The sequence below is a fragment of the Arcticibacterium sp. SM2516 genome (genome assembly GCF_057914865.1).
Genome location: NZ_CP195290.1, coordinates 5180909 through 5201802, shown reverse-complemented (window position 1 = coordinate 5201802; position 20894 = coordinate 5180909). Strand labels below are relative to the sequence as shown.

At 38.4% G+C, this 20894-nt stretch carries 16 protein-coding genes; 14 read left to right on the top strand and 2 right to left on the bottom strand.

Annotated features, from left to right (window positions below; all coding sequences use genetic code 11):
- Window positions 1–497: 497 nt before the first annotated feature.
- From ACSBFT_RS21335 to ACSBFT_RS21285, 11 genes are all read left to right on the top strand, one after another.
- Window positions 498–3653: a SusC/RagA family TonB-linked outer membrane protein gene (locus tag ACSBFT_RS21335; protein ID WP_489602360.1), complete on the top strand. Its 3156-nt coding sequence runs from the start codon at window positions 498–500 to the stop codon at window positions 3651–3653.
- A 22-nt stretch (window positions 3654–3675) separates the two neighbouring features.
- A complete protein-coding gene (locus tag ACSBFT_RS21330) occupies window positions 3676–5145 on the top strand; it encodes a SusD/RagB family nutrient-binding outer membrane lipoprotein (protein WP_463046176.1) in 1470 nt (489 codons plus the stop codon).
- Window positions 5146–5172: 27 nt separating this feature from the next.
- Window positions 5173–5640 carry a hypothetical protein gene (locus tag ACSBFT_RS21325; protein ID WP_489602359.1) on the top strand — a complete coding sequence of 156 codons (468 nt, stop codon included), beginning with the start codon at window positions 5173–5175 and terminating at the stop codon, window positions 5638–5640.
- Between the two features lie 72 nt (window positions 5641–5712).
- On the top strand, window positions 5713–6900 hold the full coding sequence (locus ACSBFT_RS21320; protein WP_489602358.1) for a pyridoxal phosphate-dependent aminotransferase: 1188 nt from the start codon (window positions 5713–5715) through the stop codon (window positions 6898–6900).
- Between the two features lie 64 nt (window positions 6901–6964).
- Entirely contained in the window at window positions 6965–8080 is a 1116-nt protein-coding gene (locus ACSBFT_RS21315) for an AEC family transporter (RefSeq protein ID WP_489602357.1), read from the top strand.
- A 196-nt stretch (window positions 8081–8276) separates the two neighbouring features.
- Window positions 8277–8735, top strand: a complete 459-nt coding sequence (locus ACSBFT_RS21310) for an Lrp/AsnC family transcriptional regulator (RefSeq protein ID WP_463046172.1) — start codon at window positions 8277–8279, stop codon at window positions 8733–8735.
- A 54-nt stretch (window positions 8736–8789) separates the two neighbouring features.
- Window positions 8790–9539, top strand: a complete 750-nt coding sequence (locus ACSBFT_RS21305) for a sulfite exporter TauE/SafE family protein (RefSeq protein ID WP_463046171.1) — start codon at window positions 8790–8792, stop codon at window positions 9537–9539.
- A gap of 75 nt (window positions 9540–9614) precedes the next feature.
- Complete coding sequence (locus ACSBFT_RS21300) at window positions 9615–9917, top strand: rhodanese-like domain-containing protein (RefSeq protein WP_489602356.1); 303 nt, start codon at window positions 9615–9617, stop codon at window positions 9915–9917.
- Window positions 9918–10020: 103 nt separating this feature from the next.
- The gene (locus ACSBFT_RS21295) at window positions 10021–11910 is read left to right on the top strand and encodes a beta-N-acetylhexosaminidase (RefSeq protein WP_489602355.1); all 1890 of its coding nucleotides are present in this window, start codon (window positions 10021–10023) and stop codon (window positions 11908–11910) included.
- Between the two features lie 115 nt (window positions 11911–12025).
- A complete protein-coding gene (locus ACSBFT_RS21290; protein WP_489602354.1) occupies window positions 12026–12565 on the top strand; it encodes a hypothetical protein in 540 nt (179 codons plus the stop codon).
- Window positions 12566–12586: 21 nt separating this feature from the next.
- Window positions 12587–14329 (top strand): arylsulfatase, encoded by a 1743-nt coding sequence (locus ACSBFT_RS21285; RefSeq protein WP_489602353.1) that lies wholly within the window; start codon window positions 12587–12589, stop codon window positions 14327–14329.
- Between the two features lie 50 nt (window positions 14330–14379).
- Here the strand turns inward: ACSBFT_RS21285 and ggt are convergent, their stop codons facing one another.
- On the bottom strand, window positions 14380–16152 hold the full coding sequence (ggt, locus tag ACSBFT_RS21280; RefSeq protein WP_489602352.1) for a gamma-glutamyltransferase: 1773 nt from the start codon (window positions 16150–16152) through the stop codon (window positions 14380–14382).
- A gap of 68 nt (window positions 16153–16220) precedes the next feature.
- Between ggt and ACSBFT_RS21275 the strand changes: the two genes are divergently transcribed.
- From ACSBFT_RS21275 to ACSBFT_RS21265, 3 genes are all read left to right on the top strand, one after another.
- Window positions 16221–16877, top strand: a complete 657-nt coding sequence (locus tag ACSBFT_RS21275; RefSeq protein WP_489602351.1) for a hypothetical protein — start codon at window positions 16221–16223, stop codon at window positions 16875–16877.
- A 107-nt stretch (window positions 16878–16984) separates the two neighbouring features.
- Window positions 16985–18229 carry an ABC transporter permease gene (locus tag ACSBFT_RS21270; protein WP_489602350.1) on the top strand — a complete coding sequence of 415 codons (1245 nt, stop codon included), beginning with the start codon at window positions 16985–16987 and terminating at the stop codon, window positions 18227–18229.
- Window positions 18230–18308: 79 nt separating this feature from the next.
- Window positions 18309–18794 (top strand): hypothetical protein, encoded by a 486-nt coding sequence (locus ACSBFT_RS21265; RefSeq protein WP_463048300.1) that lies wholly within the window; start codon window positions 18309–18311, stop codon window positions 18792–18794.
- Here ACSBFT_RS21265 and ACSBFT_RS21260 read toward each other — a convergent pair.
- The gene (locus tag ACSBFT_RS21260) at window positions 18791–20737 is read right to left on the bottom strand and encodes a M1 family metallopeptidase (RefSeq protein ID WP_489602349.1); all 1947 of its coding nucleotides are present in this window, start codon (window positions 20735–20737) and stop codon (window positions 18791–18793) included. The two genes, ACSBFT_RS21265 and ACSBFT_RS21260, sit on opposite strands and share 4 nt — an antisense overlap.
- Window positions 20738–20894: the final 157 nt, after the last annotated feature.

The window sequence follows — 20894 nt, the reverse complement described above, 5'->3', positions numbered from 1 at the left end:
TATTTTTTTTAATATTGGAATAATACAACACGAAGAAAGATGGATCAACTCAACCCATATCTCCTACTTTCTGATCAAGTATTGTATTTATTTAATATTATGTTATAATCATCTATCTTTTTTATGGCATTTGTTCATTTTTGCCATATTTAATTTTTTTAAATACATTAAGAGCAGTACACTTGAACTGTATTTAGAAACAATACAGAATTTAGCAAGCGAAACTTCCCATCCCGACCGCAACAATGGCGAAAGTTTTACAACAGCTATGCTGGTAGCATGGCAATTGTGAACAATAGTGTCTAGTGTGGTAATAATTATTCTAAACTAATCTTAAGAAACTTGTTCACGAGCATTACAAATCGTGAATTCAAAAATAAAATGTTTTCTCCGCCTCAGGTCAATGTTAAGAACCGAGCGGTCGGGGAACTCCATTTTCCGGGCGGGGAAAACATTTAAAAACTTGAACAATAAATCTTAAGCTAAACTGAACCTAAATGAAAAAAGTTGTACTATTTAAAAGAGTGTTAGTTCTGCTGCTTTGTGCCTTCATGGCAAATGCTCAGACTATCTCGGGGGTAGTGTCTTCCGCAGAGGACGGTCCCTTACCAGGTGTATCCATTGCTATCAAAGGTACCACCACTGGTACTATATCAGATTTTGACGGTAAATTTACGTTAAAAGCTCCTTCTAAAGAATCTATCTTAGTTTTTAGTGCCATTGCATTTGCTACTCAAGAAATAGCAGTAGGAAACAAAACAACTTTTGATGTTTTACTAAAATCTGACAATAAACTTCTTAATGAAGTGGTAGTAACTGCATTAGGAATTAGTAGAGAAAAGAAATCTTTAGGTTTCTCTCAACAAGAAGTATCTGGCGAATCTTTAACAGAATCAAGATCTAATAACGTAGTTAATGGACTTTCTGGTAAGATAGCTGGTGTACGTATATCTAGTAACGGAGGTCCAGGTAGTGGCTCTAACATCCAGATAAGAGGTTCTTCTTCTGTTTCTGGAAATAACCAACCATTGATAGTTATTAATGGTGTGCCAATGCAGCAAACTACCAGCAACACGTATGGTGGTGGTATTTCTGAGGTAAACCCTGACAATATCAAAACGATGTCGGTTCTTAAAGGACCAAATGCAGCAGCACTTTACGGTTCTAGAGCGGCCAATGGTGTCATCTTAATTACCACTAAAGATGGTAGTTCAACAAAAGGAATTGGTGTTGAATACAATGCAAACTTCACTGTAGAAAGACCTTTTGTTAAGCCTGATTTTCAGAATACTTATGGCGGTGGAAACGGCTATAGAACATGGTACTCAGATGGATGGAGTGGTGTTATAAAGCCAGATGCATATGACCAATACCAAGCAGCATACGGAAATTTAGTACCAGGAGGTACTACAGGAACTGCCGGTACAGACGAAAGCTGGGGTGCTCCTTTAGACGGCAGATTGGTAAGACAATGGTGGACAGGTACTGATGTAGCTCCATTAACGCCTCAACCAAACAACTGGGAAGAGTTCTGGGAAACAGGAACTACACTTACAAACAGCCTGTCTCTTTCAGGAGGAAATGAAGAAGGTAATTTCAGATTAAGCTATAGCAAATTAAATCAAAAAGGTATTGCAGCCTATAATGATTATAACAGAGACAACTTTACTTTGTCGTCTGGATACAATTTAACAAAATGGTTAAAAGCTAACTTTAACGCTGATTACATCAAAACTGGTGGTAATAGAAACTATCAATCTGGTTCTCAGTTTATCTGGGCTCACCGTCATATCTCTTGGGATCAATTGGCCAACTGGTCTGATTATGTAGATACTCATATTCAAAAAGTAGGAGACACAGACCCACCAAACTGGCAACACACGTATTTCACAAACCCATATTACACGAACGAGCTTTTACCATCTACGAATGACAAAGACCGTTTATTGGGTAATATTTCTATTCAAGCAAAAATCACGGATAACCTTAACCTAATGCTTAGGTCTGGTACTGATGTTTGGACAGACACTAGAATTAATGTTTCAAGTTTTGAACGTACAAGAAACGGAAATACATCTCCAGGTAGATATTCTGAAACGGTGATGAGAGAGCAAGAAAATAATCATGATTTCCTTTTGTCTTACGACAAAATGTTCAGCAATGATTTCTCTTTTGTAGGCCAAGCAGGTGGAGCAGTAAGATCAAATTACTATAAGTATAACTATACTTACGTTGGTGAATTGGTTGTGGATGGTATTTATAACCTTTCAAATGGTAACCCAAGTCAAAACACGGCAGCAAGTACTATCAAAGAATCAGAGGTACAGAGTGTATATGGTTCTTTTCAAATGGGTTATTTAAACGCATTATTCTTAGACTTAACAGCTAGAAATGACTGGTCGAGTACTTTACCAAACGGTAACAATTCTTACTTCTACCCTTCTGCTTCGCTTAGTGCTGTAGTTACAGACTTATTAGACATCAATAGCCCGATACTATCTTTCGGTAAACTAAGAGCTAGCTGGGCACAAGTTGGAAACGATGCAAATCCTTATCAGTTAAGCCAAACTTTCAGTGCAGAAGGCTCTTGGGATGGTTCTGTTCCAGAATATTCTGAAAATACAGAAATCGCTAATGCCTTTTTAAAGCCAGAAATCACGACTGGAATAGAATTAGGAGCTGACTTGAGATTCTTCAAGAGTCGTTTAGGATTAGACATTACTTACTATGACCAAACCACTAAAAATCAAATCTTAGGTGTTGAAATTTCAAAAGCGAGTGGTTATAATTCTAGAGTTCTTAATGCAGGAAAAGTAAATAACAGCGGTATTGAAATTAGCCTTAGTGGAACAGCATTTGAATCTAATTCTGGTTTCAAATGGGATGTGTCTTTAAACTATGCTAAAAACAAAAACAAGGTATTAGAATTAGCAGAAGGTTTAGATACTTATACATTGGTATCCACTAGAGGTTTATCTTCGGTTGCTACCATTGGTCAGCCTTATGGTACTCTTTTTGGAATTGGTTTTGCCAAGAGCCCAGACGGACAGATAATTTATAAAGATGGCTTACCTCAAGTAGAAAGTACTCCTCAAATATTAGGAAACGTTCAGCCAGACTGGACAGGTGGATTCTCGAATACATTAAGTTATAAGAACATCTCTCTTTCTGCTCTTATAGATGCCAGATTTGGTGGAGACTTCTTTGACGAAGGTACCGCTACTGCAAGATGGACAGGACAATATGCTGAAACAGCTATTGGTCGTGAAGAAGGTGTGATAGGAAAGGGTGTTATGAACGTAGGAACTACCGAAAGCCCAGAATATGTACCAAATACGGTGATGGTTGCTGGAAATCAATTCTATGGTTATAACAACCCAAGAAGATATCATGAAGCGGCTATTTTTGACGGAACATATGTAAAACTTAGAGAACTTTCTCTAGGGTATACTTTCAGCTCTGCCTTATTACAAAAAGCCAAAATTCAAAACGCCAAACTTTCTTTAGTAGGTCGTAACGTGCTATTACTTTTCTCTAATGCACCTCACATTGACCCAGAAGTGGATTCATATGGTGGCAACTCTCAAGGATTTTCTTACGGACAGCTTCCTAACTCAAGAAGCATGGGCTTCAACCTGTCTCTAGGATTTTAATCACTAAAAAATTGACAAGAAAATGAAAATAAATAATAAAGTATTTCTATCTGCTCTTGCTGGAATCATGTTGACTTTGACGAATGCATGCACAGGTGATTTCGAAGAACTAAACACCGACCCTAATAATCCAACTGCGATTGGGTCACAGTATCTCCTACCTTACGCCATTGAGCAATCAGTGGATAGGTACTGGGGAGGAACCACACGTTTCGAAAGATTAAATCTTGATGGAGCTATGCTCTGGATTCAATACTTAGCAAGAAACATCTACTCGAACGAAGGTGACAGTTATGGTATAACTCCAGGGTTCTATAACAGCACTTGGGAGTCTCTATATAATGAAGGTCTTACTAACTTTCAAAGAATAGAAACCCTTACAGGTACAGATGGCTTAAACCCAAATACCAACTATGAAGGAATTGCTTTAGTGATGAAGTCTTGGGTATATTCTTTACTTACAGATATGTATGGTGCCGTACCTTATTCTCAAGCGGTATCAGGAACTGCAGCAGAGCCTATCTATACGCCAGAATATGACGCTATGGAAGTTGTATACGCTGGTTTGTTAGCCGATTTAAAATTGGCCAATGAAAAGCTTAAAGTTGGCGGCCCTACAGTAGCAGGTGACATCCTTTACAAAGGTGACATCCTAAAGTGGAAGAAATTTGCTAACTCTCTTCGTTTAAAATTAGCAAACAGACAAGCAGCTAAGAAGTCTGCTGAATCTAAAGCCATCATGGCGGAGATTTTAGGTTCTCCTTCTACCTATCCTATTTTCACTAGCAATGCTGACAATGCACAATTAGTGCATACGGCTACTAGACCAAGTAACAATAGCTGGAATGAAGTAATGGTACAAGGAGGTCGTACAGACTGGAGCATGAGTAAGACTTTCGTTGACTTAATGAATTCTACTTCTGACCCAAGGATAGCAGCTATTGCAACCTCTGTTAACGGTGGGTATAATGGAATACCAAACGGACTTCCAGATGCCATAGCCACCACATACTTAAGCTCCGCTTCTATTTTGCAAAGCAAATATAGTGCAGCAACAGCTCCAAGTATATTGATGACCTATAGTGAATTGAACTTCGTTTTAGCAGAAGCGGCCTTAGATGGTGACATCTCTGGAGACGCCAGTGCTTACTTCAAAACTGGCTTAGAAGCTTCATTTAGCTCTCACGGATTGGCTATGCCAAGTGGTTTTGATACTTCTCTAGGAGCATTGACAAAAAAGACCCTAATGACTCAAAAATGGGTGGCTCTTTTCGGACAAGGCGTAGAGGCATGGACAGAATATCGTAGAACTGGTTTCCCTGAGATTCCAGCTGCAGACCCTAGGGCAATATTCGAGAACGGCGGTATTATCCCTACGCGTCTTCCTTATCCTACTACTGAGTATTCTCTAAACAAAGTAAGGTTAGATGCAGGTGTTAGCCTAAACGGAGGCCCAGACAACATGCAAACTAAGCTTTGGTGGGCAGAGTAATTTTTTGAATCAAAAAAACTTAAGACAATGAAAAGAATATCAAATTTCATCATAGCATTCGCTCTAGCTGCCACTTTCCTGGCGTGTGAAAAGCAGGACCCATTTGTGGACCGCATAGTATCTCCAGTATTAATACAGGCGATAGGCACTAACGGTACACCTACCTCCGGACTATCAACAGACCCCACCATATCTGCCACTTACGGAGATATGGCGAAACTAAGCCTCAAAGTTATGGAGCTTGACAAAACGAACATCTTGGATTACACTAAAGGCATTGACTCCATTCCATTGGCATCAGTATCTCTATTAGTGAAATTTAGAGGTGGTGCTGAAGTAGGGACGTTTACTACTGGATCAGATGGTTTAGCTTCAATAGAAGTACCGTGGTCTTCACTAGGAATCACCTCTGCTGGCTCAACCGTTTCGTTAAGTGCTTCTGGTACTTACAAAGATGTGGCATTTACCAAATTATTTAAACTAGCCTCAAACTAACCTTTTGGAGCCCTTTTAGGAGGGCTCCGAATTTTTTTAAACTCTGAATTGATCAAATAAAAAACAGTAAAAATGAAAAAATCTCTTAATCGCAGAAACATGCTTAAGACAGGTTTAATGTCTCTTGGAGGCATGGCCTTGGCACCTCACATCGCAAAAGGAGCATTCTCAAATACCCCTTTTAAACTTGACTCTAGCAACAGACTTATCTATAGCCCATTAGCTAGAGAGTATTTTGTAGATGAGAATTTCGCACCAGAAATCGTAGCCAAACTTACATCAAACGAAAACCCTTATGGCCCACCAGCTAGTGCTAAGCAAGCGGTTATCGATTCTGTAAATGGTGGTAACCGTTACGCATGGAGTGAAATGGCTACGTTGATGGATATGATTGCTAAGAAAGAAGGTGTAACTACCAAGCACCTAATGATGGGACCTGGTTCTTCTGACCTTTTAGAAAAAGTAGCCTTAGTTCGTTTCATGAATGGTGGTGGAAACATTGTTTCTGCAGATCCTACTTATATGTCTTTGATTCGTGTTGCTGAAAGAGTTGGAGCTACTTGGAAAGCTATTCCATGTACTTCTGACTGGTCTCATGATTTAGATGCTATGGCTAAAGCTGTAGATTCAGAAACCAAATTGGTTTACATCTGCAACCCAAACAACCCTGTTGGAACCATGACTGCTGCTAAAGACTTAGAAGCATTCTGTAAAAAAGTATCTAAAACAGTTCCGATTTTCATTGACGAGGCATACATGGAATTAGCTTACGGTCCAGAAGCTGTTACACAGTCTCCATTGGTAAAAGACGGTTATAATGTTATCGTTTGTCGTACATTCTCTAAAATCATGGGAATGGCCGGTTTAAGAATTGGTTTCATGTTGGCTCAGCCAGAATTTATTGACGAAATCTCAAGTGTTACACGTGGTGGAATGGGTATTTCCCTAACATCTATCCATGCTGCTATAGCTGCTTATGGTGATGATGGTTTCCAAGAAATGACGAAAACAAAGAATGACGCGGCCAAGAAATATACAATGGCAGCGGTGAAAGAAATGGGTTACGATCCAATTCCTTCTTTTACAAACTTCATGATGTTCCAGATAAACATGGATGGTAAAGAATTCTTAGGCAAAATGCGTGACCATGGCGTAGGCTGTAGAGCATTCACCATTTTTGATAAAGACATGTGTCGTGTAAGTTTCGGTACCATGGACGAAATGAAAATGTTCGTAAGTGCTCTTAAAACTTTAAGTTGATCAATCCTTTCAAAGCAGGTTCAGTAGATTTCTACTGACCTGTTTTATTTAAATATTTAATCCAATGAACGAAGCTATCATAAAAACCATTACCCTTATATTATTGATCGGAGTTGGTTTTGTCATTAAAGCCAAATTCGGTTCAAAAGACAAAGTCAACGGTATAAAGGAAATTGTGCTCTCTGTGGCACTGCCAGCTACTATTTTTATTGCTATCATGAAGATTGATTTAGATGCCTCTCTTCTTTTCATTCCAGTAGTAGCTCTCCTATTTAACTTCATTTTATATTTAAGTACACCTGCTCTTCTTTCGCTATGTGGTATAGCTAAAGATTCTGCGAGTTCCAGAACCTTAACCCTTTTGATTCCTTCATTGGCTCCTGGCTTATCTTGCTTTCCTTTTATCATTGAATTTCTTGGAGAAGAGAGTCTAGCTATGGCCGCAATGGCCGATATCGGAAATAAGTTTTTTGTTCTCATCTTTCTCTACATTATAGCCATGAACATGTCGTTGAAAAACACAGGTTCAGAAAATTCGAATGTCAAGGAAAAAATAAAATCACTGCTATCAAGTTTAGCCCAAGAGCCTATTAATATCATCTTGGTGGCCGCTATCTTATTATTGAGTTTTGGCATCAATTATCAGACCCTCCCAGAAATTATATCTGGCGTTTTTGACAAGACCAGTGCCATCATGACGCCTTTGGTACTTATCTTCATCGGTTTAGCTGTAAATTTAAAAGAAGGTAAAAAGAAGTTGGTACTTTCTCTTTTAAGCATGAGAGCTGGCTTAAGCCTTATTGTAAGTGCCATATTTATTGCGGCAACAGGCATTTCGGCATATAACCATGTTTTACTAATCATCATTGTGCCGTTAAGCTGTGTTAGTTTCTGGCCATTTGCACATATTTCATTCTTTCAGGCTAAAGAGGAAAGCATGAACATTCCAGCAGAAAAAAGAACTTTTAATTCAGAGCTTGCCATTATGGTTTTAGCCATTTCTTTACCATTTTCTACTGCTCTAATTTTAACCATATTAACCGCAGGTGCCTATTTTACAGATATCTGGATGGTGACTATGTTAGGCGTAGGTCTCATGGTTTTAGGATTAGTTCCTGTGCTGGCCTCCAAACTACATTTTAAAACAGGAAAAACAAGCGTAAGCGAAAACCGAGCTTAAATTACTTTTACATCAATAACCTAAAAATCAGCATGACCCTCATTTACCAAAATGGGGGTCTTTTTTTTGAAATAAACCGCCAAAATCAATAAAACATTTATGTCAGAAACTTAGACTATTTTCCTACTAATGTCTTTATTTGAGAGCAGAAAAGAATATGCAATATCAGAATCGACATTAAACAGAATATTTTCCTATGAATCACATAGACCCTGTTGATTTAAAAATACTTAAGCTATTGGTCAAAGATGGCTTATGCACCAATAAAGAAATTGCAGCGGAACTTAACCTTACCACCACTCCTGTTCATGAACGAATTAAAAGACTGAGAAGGGATGGTATTATTGAGAAATACACCATAGAACTAAACAGAAAAAAACTTCACAAAAATCTCTTAGTGTTTTGTAACGTCAGTTTAAAAGAACATGCAGCGGAGTTTCTTTTAAAATTTGAGAAAGATATTCAAACCCTCCCTGAGGTGGTAGAGTGCTATTGTATTTCTGGAGGGGCAGATTTTCTGCTTAAAATCATAGTAGAAGACATGGACGAATATAAAGTCTTTATTCTGGATAAACTTTCCGCCTTGGCAAACATTGGAAACGCCCAAAGCTTATTTGTGGTGAAAGAAGTAAAACAAAGCGGTATCCTTTCTTAAACGTTTTTAAGAGATAAAAACTATCTTTAAGAATCTCATAAATCTCAGCATATTTTGGACTTTCTCTCAGACCATAGCCTACTAGAATGGGCTTTCGTATTTTTTGCATCTTTTATAGTGGGCTTTTCCAAGGCTGGATTAAGAGGAGTTGATGTCATGAACGTCACCATTATGGCCTTGGTTTTTGGTTCAAAGGCCTCCACTGGTATAGTACTACCCTTACTCTGTATGGCGGATGTAATGGCGGTTATCTATTACAACAGGCACGCCCAATGGCAGCATTTCAGAATACTCATGCCTTGGATGATAGCAGGTGTACTGTTCGGCTGGTATATTGGAAAAGACATTGACGAAACTACCTTTAAAAGAATAATGGCTGTCATTATTCTCTCTGCAGTAGGTCTATTAATCTGGTGGGAAAGAAGAAAGTCTGAAACGCTACCCAAAGGTATTTTGTTTTCCAGCACCATGGGCTTAGTCACAGGCTTTACCACTATGATAGGCAATCTGGCAGGCTCCTTTTCTAATATCTATTTTCTCATTTTAAAATTCCCTAAAAATGAATTTATAGGAACTGTGTCTTGGATGTTTCTCTTCATAAACCTCTTCAAAGTACCATTTCACATATTTTCCTGGGAAACCATTAGCCTCAACACATTTAAGATTGACCTTTTTCTTGCTCCCATAATGATTGCAGGTTTCTTCGTGGGTGTAAGGATAGTCAAGAAAATCAATAACGATTCCTACCGAAAGCTCATTTTAGGTTTAACCATTTTGGGTGCCTTGGTCATCTTCTTCAGATAACAGCTGTGTAACTAAACTCACAAATTCCGTAGAAAGTGTTCCATACTTTTGCTATCCAATTAAACACAAAAAACGATGTTTGAATTTATCAAAAATATGCTTGGCGGAAACACAGAAGAATTAAAGGAACTCGTAAACAATGGTGCCGTCATCATCGACGTAAGATCGGTTGGCGAATTTAAAGGAGGCCATGCACCAAAAGCCCTAAACTACCCTTTAGATGCTCTGGACTCCAATTTTTCAACAATTCAGAAGATCAAGAAGCCTATTATATTGTGCTGTGCTTCTGGGATGCGTTCTGCAAGGGCAAAAGCCATTTTAAAAAGCAAGGGTATGGAAAACCTTTATGACGCAGGAGCTTGGACTAATTTAAGATAGTCCCTTTCCTACTTCTTCATCATTCTTTTAAGAGGCAGATTTTTTTTACAATGTAGTTATTAAAATATTTTAATAACTTTGATAGGAAACCTATCAATAAAAAATGAAAAGAATCTTTAATCTCTTCCTATTAATTCTGACGACGGCTTCTGCCTTTGCCCAACATCAGATAATACCTGCTCCTGTAAGCTTTGAGCAGACAGATGTATTGTTTATGTTGGACAATCAGGTGAGCCTTGATTTAAAAACCGATAATGCGGAAGTAAAAAAATACGCCGAAAATTTTCAAAGCTTTCTGGCAAATTCTGGCACTAAAATAAATTTCAAAAATGTTTCAACACCTTCCAATACCGAGAAGGTGATTCGCATTTCTTTAAATTCTAATGCAGAATTAGCTAAAGAAGGATACACCTTGGAAGTAAAAGAGGATCAAATCTTGCTCAATGCCAATGAACCTGCTGGTATTTTTAACGCATTCCAAACTCTTCGCCAACTTTTGCCAAGAGAGTTTGAAATGACAGACGCTTATGGCATGGGTATGGGCATGATTTCTGGCTGTAAAATCACCGATTACCCAAGATTTGGGTGGAGGGGATTAATGCTGGATGTTAGCAGACATTTCTTTTCTGTAGAGGATGTGAAAGCCTACTTGGATAAAATGGCTCAATATAAATTGAATGTTTTCCACTGGCACTTAACAGATGACGAAGGCTGGAGAATAGAGATTAAGTCATTGCCAAAACTGACAGAAATTGGTGCTTGGAGAGTTCCAAGACACGGTCGTTTTGGTGTAGACAGACCTTTTCCTAAAGAAGGAGAAAAAGCAACTGAAGGTGGTTTCTATACCCAGGAGCAAATTAAAGACGTCATAAAATATGCCGCCGAAAGGAATATTACCATCGTTCCAGAAATTGACATTCCAGGTCACAGCATGGCAGTTTTGGCAGCATATCCCGAACTTTCCACCAAAAAAGAGCCTAAAGTGGTGAATCCCGGCGGCTATTTTGCAGATTGGACGGGACCACATTTCAAAATGCTGATAGAAAATACTCTGAATCCAGCAGACGAAAAGGTCTATGAATTTGTGGATAAAGTGATGACTGAAGTGGCTGCACTTTTCCCAAATCAATACATCCATATGGGTGGCGATGAGTGTTACCACGGCTACTGGGAAGAAAGTGCTGAAGTACAAAAATTCATGAAGAAAAACGGTATAAAAAACACCCATGAACTTCAAAGCTACTTTGTAACACGTGTGCAGAAAATCATTAACAGCAAAGGTAAAAAGATGATTGGATGGGACGAAATTTTAGAAGGTGGCCTTTCTGAAGGAGCAGCTGTTATGAGCTGGCAAGGTATGAAAGGTGGTATAGAAGCTGCTAAGCTTGGCCATAACGTAGTAATGACACCTACCACTTTCGCCTACTTAGATTATACCCAGGGTGACCCCTCTTTAGAAAATCCAATTTACGCCAGCTTGAGCTTAAAGAAAAGTTATTCTTTTGAGCCTGTTCCAGATGAAGTGGATGCCAAATACATTTTAGGAGGACAAGGAAACCTATGGACGGAAGTTATTCCCAATATCCAATATGCTTTTCATATGACCTATCCACGTGCTTTTGCATTAGCAGAAACTTTTTGGACTCCTAAAGAAAATAAGAATTACGACTTCTTTCTACAGCGAACTGAACATCATTTCGGAAGATTTGAGGCCTCTAAAACGAATATTTCCCAAGCCGTACTAGACCCAATTGTCACGGTCACAAAAGACGGAGATAAACTACTAGTAACCTTAGAAAATGATATCGCCAATACAGAAATTTTCTATACCATTGACAATACTTACCCCGTGCAGTTTGGAAAAAAATACGAAGGTACTTTTGAAGTTCCGGAAGGCGATTTAAGCTTAAGAACTCAAACTTTCAGAAACGGCACAGCCATTGGCCGTGACCTAAAAATATCAAGAGAAGAACTGGTAAAAAGGGCTAAATAAGCTACTTAAGCTCATTATACATCTCCTATTCGTTTATAAAATAAATTGATAGGAGATGTATTGTTTTCAAAATATTTAATTTTATTTTCGCAATCCAAAAATTAAATATCACATTATGAAACACTTCTTTTTCTTAGTATCCCTTGTTCTATGTTCTCATTTGGCTCATGCCCAAGATTTGGCCGGCAGAAAAATAGTTAATGGGAATTTGACTGCAGAAATTATCTCTGGAACAAACAACGATTTTACTGCATTAAACGCTTCCCTATTATTTGGGAAAATCAAGTCTGACAATACCTACTGGGCCTTTGGCGGAAAGTTTACCCTCCATCCCACTAATAATTTAAACAATTCCATTTCGATAGGACCATCTGTGGAACGTGGTAAATTCATTCCTTTAGTTGATAAATTATATCTTGCTCCATATATTGGAGGGTCTGCTTCAGCTATCCTTGGAGATACTTATGGTGTAAATATCAACCTTTATGCCACACCCATTAGGTTCATGTATCACTTTAAAGAAAATCTAATGTTTACTGCTGGTTTTGGTTTGGCTAATATTGATTATACCAATCATAACGCTATATCGATTTTATCCCTAAACGCATCTTTAAACAATAACAGTGGATTCGGAATTTTCTATACTTTTAAATAAATTCCAACAAACCCTATTTCAATGCGATTCTCCTTATGGTTTCTTTCTCTTTTCTCGTTCACTATTTTTTCTTGTCAAAAAGAGGAGATAAAGAAACCAAACATCCTTTTCATTTTAACAGATGACCAAGGATGGGGAGATATGAGTAGTCATGGAAATACGTTTATTGAAACACCTCATCTAGACCAACTCAGCCAAAATGGAGCGGAGTTTGACCGCTTTTATGTATCGCCACTTTGTGCACCTACCAGAGCCAGCTTATTGACGGGTAGATATCACTTAAAAACTGGAGCCACTTCTGTTTCTAACGGCCTAGAGATTATGGACTCAGAAGAAGAGACGATTGCCGAGGTTTTTAAAAATAATGGCTATAAGACGGGTATTTTTGGCAAATGGCATAATGGCTCGCATTACCCAAACCGCCCAACAGACCAAGGCTTTGATGAATTTATAGGCTTTTGTGCCGGACATTGGAGCAACTATTTTGACACTAAACTAGATAGTAATAATACCGAAATTCAGAGTACAGGATTCATCACAGATTATTTGACAGACAAAGCCATAGACTTTATAGATAGAAATAAGGACGAACCTTTCCTATGCTATGTTCCTTATAATGCCCCTCATAGCCCTTTTCAAGTGCCAGACCGCTATTTTGACAAGTATAAAGCGAAAGGCTTAGAAGATGAACTCTCCACCATTTATGGTATGGTAGATAACGTGGACTTCAATATTGGAAGATTACTAGAAAAACTGGAGAAGGAAGGATTATCAGAAAACACCATCATCGTTTTTATGTCTGACAATGGACCAAACGGTGTACGTTATAATGGCGAAATGAAAGGTGTAAAAGGCCATGTGGATGAAGGTGGCGTAAGAGTACCTGCCATGATCAACTGGCCAAATAAAATAGCGAAAGGAAGGAAAATTGAAGGGCTTGCCGCACACATTGACTGGTTACCAACACTCAAGGAGCTTTGTGGTATTGAGCAAGCTTCTAAAAAAGGTATGGACGGCATAAGTCTGGCAAACGTATTGTTAGACTCGGAAATAGAAATACCAGAAAGAGAAATATTTAGTCATGTGGCCTTTTTAGAGAAAGAATTAAAAGACAATCCAGGAGCTTTAAGAATAGGCGAAAACTTGATGGTTTATAAGGGCAAAAAGCCGGAACTTTATCAACTAAAAACAGACCCCTCACAGAAAATAGACCTTGCCAGTGCCAACAGTTCAATTACTGATGACCTATTTAATAAGTACCTCCATTGGTTTAAAGAGAGCTCAAAGAATTACCAATCTGTAAAACCTATATCAGTCAATACTGCATATATAGAACTCCCAGCTTATGAAGCTCAATTTTCTGGAAATTTAAAATATGAGGAAGGGCATGGCTGGGCACATGATTGGCTAAAAAACTGGACATCTACCAAAGACCAAATGAGCTGGTTAATCAGTTCCACAGAGGAAACCAAGCTTAATGCATACTTAATTTACAATTGCCCTGAGTCATCCATAAATTCTGAAATCAAATTAGAAATTGGCGACCAAAAGGTGAGCAGTTCTATCTCCAAAGCATTCGAGGCTCCTTTAATACATAGTCCAGGCAGGGTTAAAAGGAAAGAAGCCTATGAAAAGGAATGGGCAAAAATGAAAATTGGAAATATCAAGATTCCAAAAGGTACAAACGAAATTGTACTTTCAGCTCTTTCTATTCCCAATTCAGAAGTCGCAGAAGTAAAGGCTATTGTTCTTTCGAAATATTAGTTCGTATCAATTTTCACGAACTCAGCCAGTTTCTTGCGAAACAATTTTAATTAAAAACCTACGCTTGTATTTTCTGATCTTGGGTCTGATGCTCCTTCTAGCATACCATTAGGATGTAGCATAATACAGTCCATTCTGCCCAAAGAACCTCTTTGTACTTCTATGATGAAATCTTTATTCAAGAGCTCTTGTAAATCCTTTAAATCTATAGCATCTTTTTCAAAAAAGGTTTTATCTGGTAACCACTGATGGTGAAATTTCAAAGCATTCACCGCCTGCTGCATGCCCATACCATGCTCCACTACATTTAAGATGGTTTGGTAAACCGATGTGATAATAGTACTTCCTCCAGGTGTACCCACCACCATAAGCAACTTTCCATCTTTCTCCACAATGGTTGGTGTCATAGAAGAAAGCATTCTCTTACCGGGCTGAATTTCATTGGCCTTATTTCCAACCAAACCAAACATGTTTGGAACGCCAGCTTTTACGCTAAAGTCGTCCATTTCGTTATTCATTAAAAAGCCAGCTCCATCCACCACCACTTTACTTCCGTATCCGCCATTTAACGTTGTGGTCAGAGAAACCGCCATGCCGTCGCCATCTACGATAGAAAAGTGTGTGGTTTCGTCAGACTCATAATAGGGTACTGCTCCACCTGAGATATCGTCGCTCTTACTTGCTTTTCTCTCATCAAAAGACGCCCACCTTTCTTCCAAATAAGGATAAGACATTAACTCCGTCATGGGTACTTTCACAAAATCCGTATCGCCCATCCATTTGGCTCTATCGGCGTATACTCTTCTTTCTGCTTCTATCATGACCTGAACCGTTTTACTTGAATTCCAACCCCAATCTTTTAAAGGAAAAGGCTCTACCAATCTCATTAACTGCACCAAAGCCACTCCTCCACTAGATGAAGGCGGCATAGAAACGATATCATAATTTTTATATGATTTTTTTATGGCCTCTCTCCAAATGGCATCATAAGATTCTAAGTCCTCATGACTGATAATTCCACCGCCTTTTTCCATTTCTTTTACAAGTAAATTTGCTGTAATACCCTCATAAAAGCCCTTGGCTCCTCCCTTTTGAATTCTTTTAAGGCTTTCCGCCAAATCCTTTTGAACAAACAAATCCCCTTCTTCCCAACTTTCCTTGGAGGGATGAATAAAATAGGGCGTATCGTCACCATTAATTTCTTGAAAACGCTCTTTAGTACGATTCATTCCTGTAGCTCTACCTTCGGTTAGTATCACTCCTTGCTCTGCAAGATCAATAGCAGGTTGTAATAGCTTCTCCCAAGACATTTTTCCTAGCTTTTGATGAAGCTCTACCATTCCAGCTACTGCACCAGGTACACCAGAAGCTAAATGGCCTGAGGTACTTTTTCCTTTAATAACGTCGCCATTGGCATCCAAATACATATCTCTATGAGCCTTAAGAGGTGCTTTTTCTCTAAAATCCAAAGCGTGGTTAGTTCCATTTGCCTCACGGATTACCGCAAAGCCTCCGCCACCCAAATTTCCTGCGAAAGGATACGTAACTGCTAAAGCAAAAAATGTGGCCACCGAAGCGTCTGCGGCATTTCCACCCTTTCTTAAGATTTCTTTGCCTACTTCTGAGGCCATAACATCAGCAGAAGCCACCATGCCGTTTTTACCGAAAACGCCTTTTTTATCTGAATAGAATGTACTTCTATTCTCATCCTCCACAAAGAGTTCAAATAAACCTTCCCCGGTTTTAATGTCAGCTGCCTTTTGAGTGGTTTTACAAGAAAACAGAAATAATCCTAAGAGAAGGATAGTAAGATTTTTAGTCATTATTAATATTTTTATATAGCGGGATGTATACCCACCAACAACACACAATAGATAAATTTTATATTCACATGAAATACCTCACTAAAATATTACTTTTAAACATTTTACTTTCATCTAATTTCGCTTTCTCCCAAGATACTACCATATTCTTACCTAAATATGCAATAAAATTCCGACCATTTGCCATGGTCAACATTGACCCAACAATTCAGTTTCAGGCGGAGTATTTTCTAAATACAGAAAACAGCCTTCAATTTTCATACGGATTTGGTGCTCCTAAAATATTTACAGAAAATAGATATACTAAAGCCAACCTTTATAGGCTAGAATATAAAAGATATTACAAAATTATAGATATGGATAATCCTTGGGGGACTTATTTTGGAGGAGAGCTTTTTTACAAAAATGTCCTTTACCCCCAAACGGCCACCAAATCCGAAGAATTTCCCAGTGAAAACCCTCAAACAGACCAATATATTGTTAACATTAATGTTGCTGCATTTCATTTGAAATATGGCAAAACTTTTATTCAAAAAGGTGTCCCTGCTTTCGACTTTTTTGTTGGAGCTGGCGTGAGGTATTATTACAACTATGACCAAGACCTTCTGCCAGGATATAAGTTCTCACACCATACACAATACAACCGATTAGCCGGAAGGGGCTTTGCTCCTTCATTCACCATGGGTATTACTTTCGGTATGAATGGATGGGCACACCATCCATAAATCCGCTTTTTCATCCGTTCGTTTGCCTACGCACGGCCTCCCTCCCAAAAACATTGTTTATAGCACAGTATTTATATTCCTTTACATTTCCATAAATGGCAAAATGAATGAAATTTCTACGACTGGTATTTGAAAGTTTTAGGTTTGCGTGGCAAGCTCTGAAAGCCAATTTACTTAGAACGCTTCTCTCCTTACTTGGGGTTACGGTAGGGATTTTCTCGATCATTGGCGTATTAACCATGGTAGATTCCTTAGAAGCTAACATTAGAAACTCATTGAGCAGTATTGGAGAAAAAACTATTTACGTAGATAAATTTCCTTGGATGTTTGAAGGTGGAGCAGACTATCCATGGTGGAAATACTTTACCCGCCCCAGACCCAAATACTCGGAATATCAATATTTAAAAGAAAGCGTAAAGAATGCCAATGCCATTACTATAATGGACTATTCTGTAGCAAATGCAAAATACCAAAACAGTAGTTTTGACGCTTTATGCCACGGTATCACAGCAGATTTTAACCTCATTACGGATGTACCCATCATAGAAGGCAGATATTTTACGGAGCAGGAGGTAAATGCGGGTCAAAGTGTAGCCATTTTAGGTGGAGAGGTTTATGATACTTTTTTTCCAAAAGGAAATGGAATAGGCGAAAGTATAAAAATCAAAGGGCAAAAATTCACCGTAATAGGTACCCAAGAAAAGAAAGGGAAACAACTGGTGGATGTTGGAGGAAACCCTGACTATAAAATATATATTCCCTTTCTAAAGCACAAAAGAATGTTTTCTTCGGGAAACCTTTATGGCATGATACAGCTTCAGGCCTATCCTGATGACGAAAACATGGTGGCCTTAGAAGGAGAAATCACCGGATTAATGCGAACGGTAAGAGGTTTGAGACCTACGCAAGAAGATAATTTTGCACTTAACAGACCAGATGCTGCGGCAAATGCCCTCTCCGCAGTTTTTAGCTCGCTAAGAATAGGTGGTTATATTATTGGTGCCTTTGCCTTACTAATAGGTGGGTTTGGCATAGCCAACATTATGTTTGTTTCTGTAAAGGAACGAACCAATATCATAGGCATACAAAAGTCTTTAGGGGCCAAAAACTACTTCATTCTTTTCCAATTTCTATTTGAATCCGTGTTTCTTTGTGTTTTAGGAGGTAGCATTGGACTACTCTTGGTGTATCTCATCAGCTTTATAGACTTGGGCTCCCTTGATCTTATTCTGACTTCTGGAAATATGATTGTCGGTATTTTCATAGCCAGTTTCATTGGAATTTTATCTGGAATTATACCCGCTTCTCAGGCTGCCGCCATGAACCCAGTGATTGCTATTAGATCGAAATAAGTATCTTGACCTTACAAATAGGGATAATCTTGAAAAAAATCCTTTGATTTGTGTTACAAACTATAAAAAACCGCATTTTATGAAATTTAGAATATTTCTGCTCATAACACTCTTACTTCTTATTGGAGCATTTTGGTATATTAGTACAGGATATTTTAGCTCAGGTGAAAGGGCCGGAACACTTTCAAAACTTAGTGAAAGAGGCTATATTTTCAAAACTTACGAAGGCGTTTTAAACGAAGGAGGCTTCTCTGGCGAAACGGGTACATTACAGCCTCGTTACTGGGATTTCTCTACTGTGGCAGATTCTGTTATTTTAGATTTAAGAACAGCTCTAGCCAGTGGCGAAAGAGTGACCCTTATTTATCAAGAGAAATTTGTGCGATTTCCATGGAACGGAGACACCAAATATTTTATAACCAAAGTAGTTTTCAGACCTACTCCTGAAAGACCTGCATATCAGGACTATGAAACGCCTGAAAGTTTCCCAGGGCAAAGTTCAACTCCTCAACCACAACCAGTTAATCCTGTTAAAGTGGATACTTTAGTGGCCGAACCTGTTTAGTTTTTGATAAAAGATTTTACAAAGACTTTATTCGTAGCGTCTTTAAATTTAATAAAATACCTTCCAGCCGGAAGGTATTTTACGTTTAGGCCATTCCCATCCCACGCTCCTTCTGATAAATTTTGCCCTAAACTATTCAGTAATTCATACTGGAAGTCCTGATTTAGAACACCATTAAGATTCAATTTGTCAAAAGTAGGATTGGGATAAATCTTTAAATCATACAATTCATTTGTACTTAATACATTTGAAAAATCGACTTCAGAAACATCCTTTAGAATATGGTTATTAGGATCTAACTCGACCGACAATACGGCTTCTGTTAGATCATCAAACTCGAAAACAAGCTCATTGGCATCAACGAAAACCTTCTTTATTAAGCTATTGCCATTGGCATAAGAGATCTTGATTTCCATGGGCATTTTAAAAGTTTTCACGGTGTTAGACCCAGAGTGCATAACACTAATTTTTAAAGACTTATCAATACTTTGTTGCCATCCAAAATTATATTTGGGATATCCATCTCCAAAAAGCCATTGGTCAAAAAAGTAGGTCAAATCCAATCCGGAAACACTTTCGGCAACAGATTTAAAATCTTCTATAGATGCATTGCCATAAGCAAATTCTGTGTTCTGAAACTCTTTTAAAGTGGCAAAAAACACCTCATCTCCTAAAACACCTCTGAGCATGTGAACCACCATGGAGCCTTTCTGATAAGTCTTGGAAAAATTAAAAATTGCGTTCACGGAAGATGTATTCTCTATGGCCACGCTTCCTACCGCAAATTTGGCTCCTTCCATAGCGTCCTCTATCAGTCTCTTATACGTAGCGGATGTTCTAGTACTAGACTTCTCAAAAAAGTAAATAGACGCCCATTCCGCAAAACCTTCATTGATCCAAATATCTCGCCATGTTTTACAAGTCACATTATCTCCAAACCATTGGTGAGCCAGCTCATGCCCTATCAAACTTGCAGAAAACCCTCCCATGGAGCTAATGGTCTGATGCTCCATACCTCCTCCAAAACCAAACATGGCATGACCATACTTTTCTTTCACAAAAGGATACTCCCCAAAACTTTCCGAAAACACCGCTAGCATTTCTACGGTTTCGTCTAATAAGGGTTTAAGCCGTGTATCATTTGCTATTTCTGGATAAACATAATTTAAAACGGGCATCTCCTTATCTTCAGCGTTCACATAGGTGCTTTCCAATAAAACATAATTGGATGCGGCTATTGAAATTAAGTATTGGGAAATAGGATATCTGTGTTTCCATTTGGCCGTATTTGTACCGTCAGCATTAATTTTAAGTTCTTCCAATATGCCTTGAGAAACAGCGGTGTAGAAATTTGGAAGCGTAATCCAAACATCGCAAGAGTCTGCCTTGTCGGCCGGATTATCTACACATGGCCACCACAACGGTGCATCGTAAGGTTCACTTAACGTCCATATCACGGGCTGCCCTCCACCATGAGTGCTAAACTGAAGACTAAAATTATTTTCACTTACTGGCGGTGTACCGTGATAATAAACCATTAAAGAACTTACCTCAGAATTAGAGGCTGCCGTTTTTAATTCAACTTTAAGGGTAGAAGCCGCATGACTATAAGTAAGCTTCTGCTTCTTTGCTACAATTGAATCAACGGTATAAGCATTACTTAAATCTAGGGACACCTCTTTCAAAGAAGCCACCAAGGGAAGAAAGTCTATTCTAACCGCCCCACTTATGTTTTTCTTAGTACTTGGGTCAATCTTAAGATCAAGGAAATAATATTTTACATCGATGTTTCCCTCACCTGGGAAAGCCACCTTCGATTTTTTAAGGTTGCCATCAGACATTCTTGATTTGGCCTCGAAACAACTGATACCTTCCTCAAAATAATTCTGAGCTGAAAGTGCATTAGAAACAAGCACCGTAACCATTAATAATATTTTCTTCATATCTCAGAGAAACTTCTTAAGCTATTTACATAAAAACCAAACACTAAATAATGCTTTATCATTGTACGTAAAGCTATACCTAATAGATCTGAAAGCCACTTTTAATAAAAAAAGCCCTTAAAAAGGGCTAATTAATAAAATTAATGGTTCTTAAAGA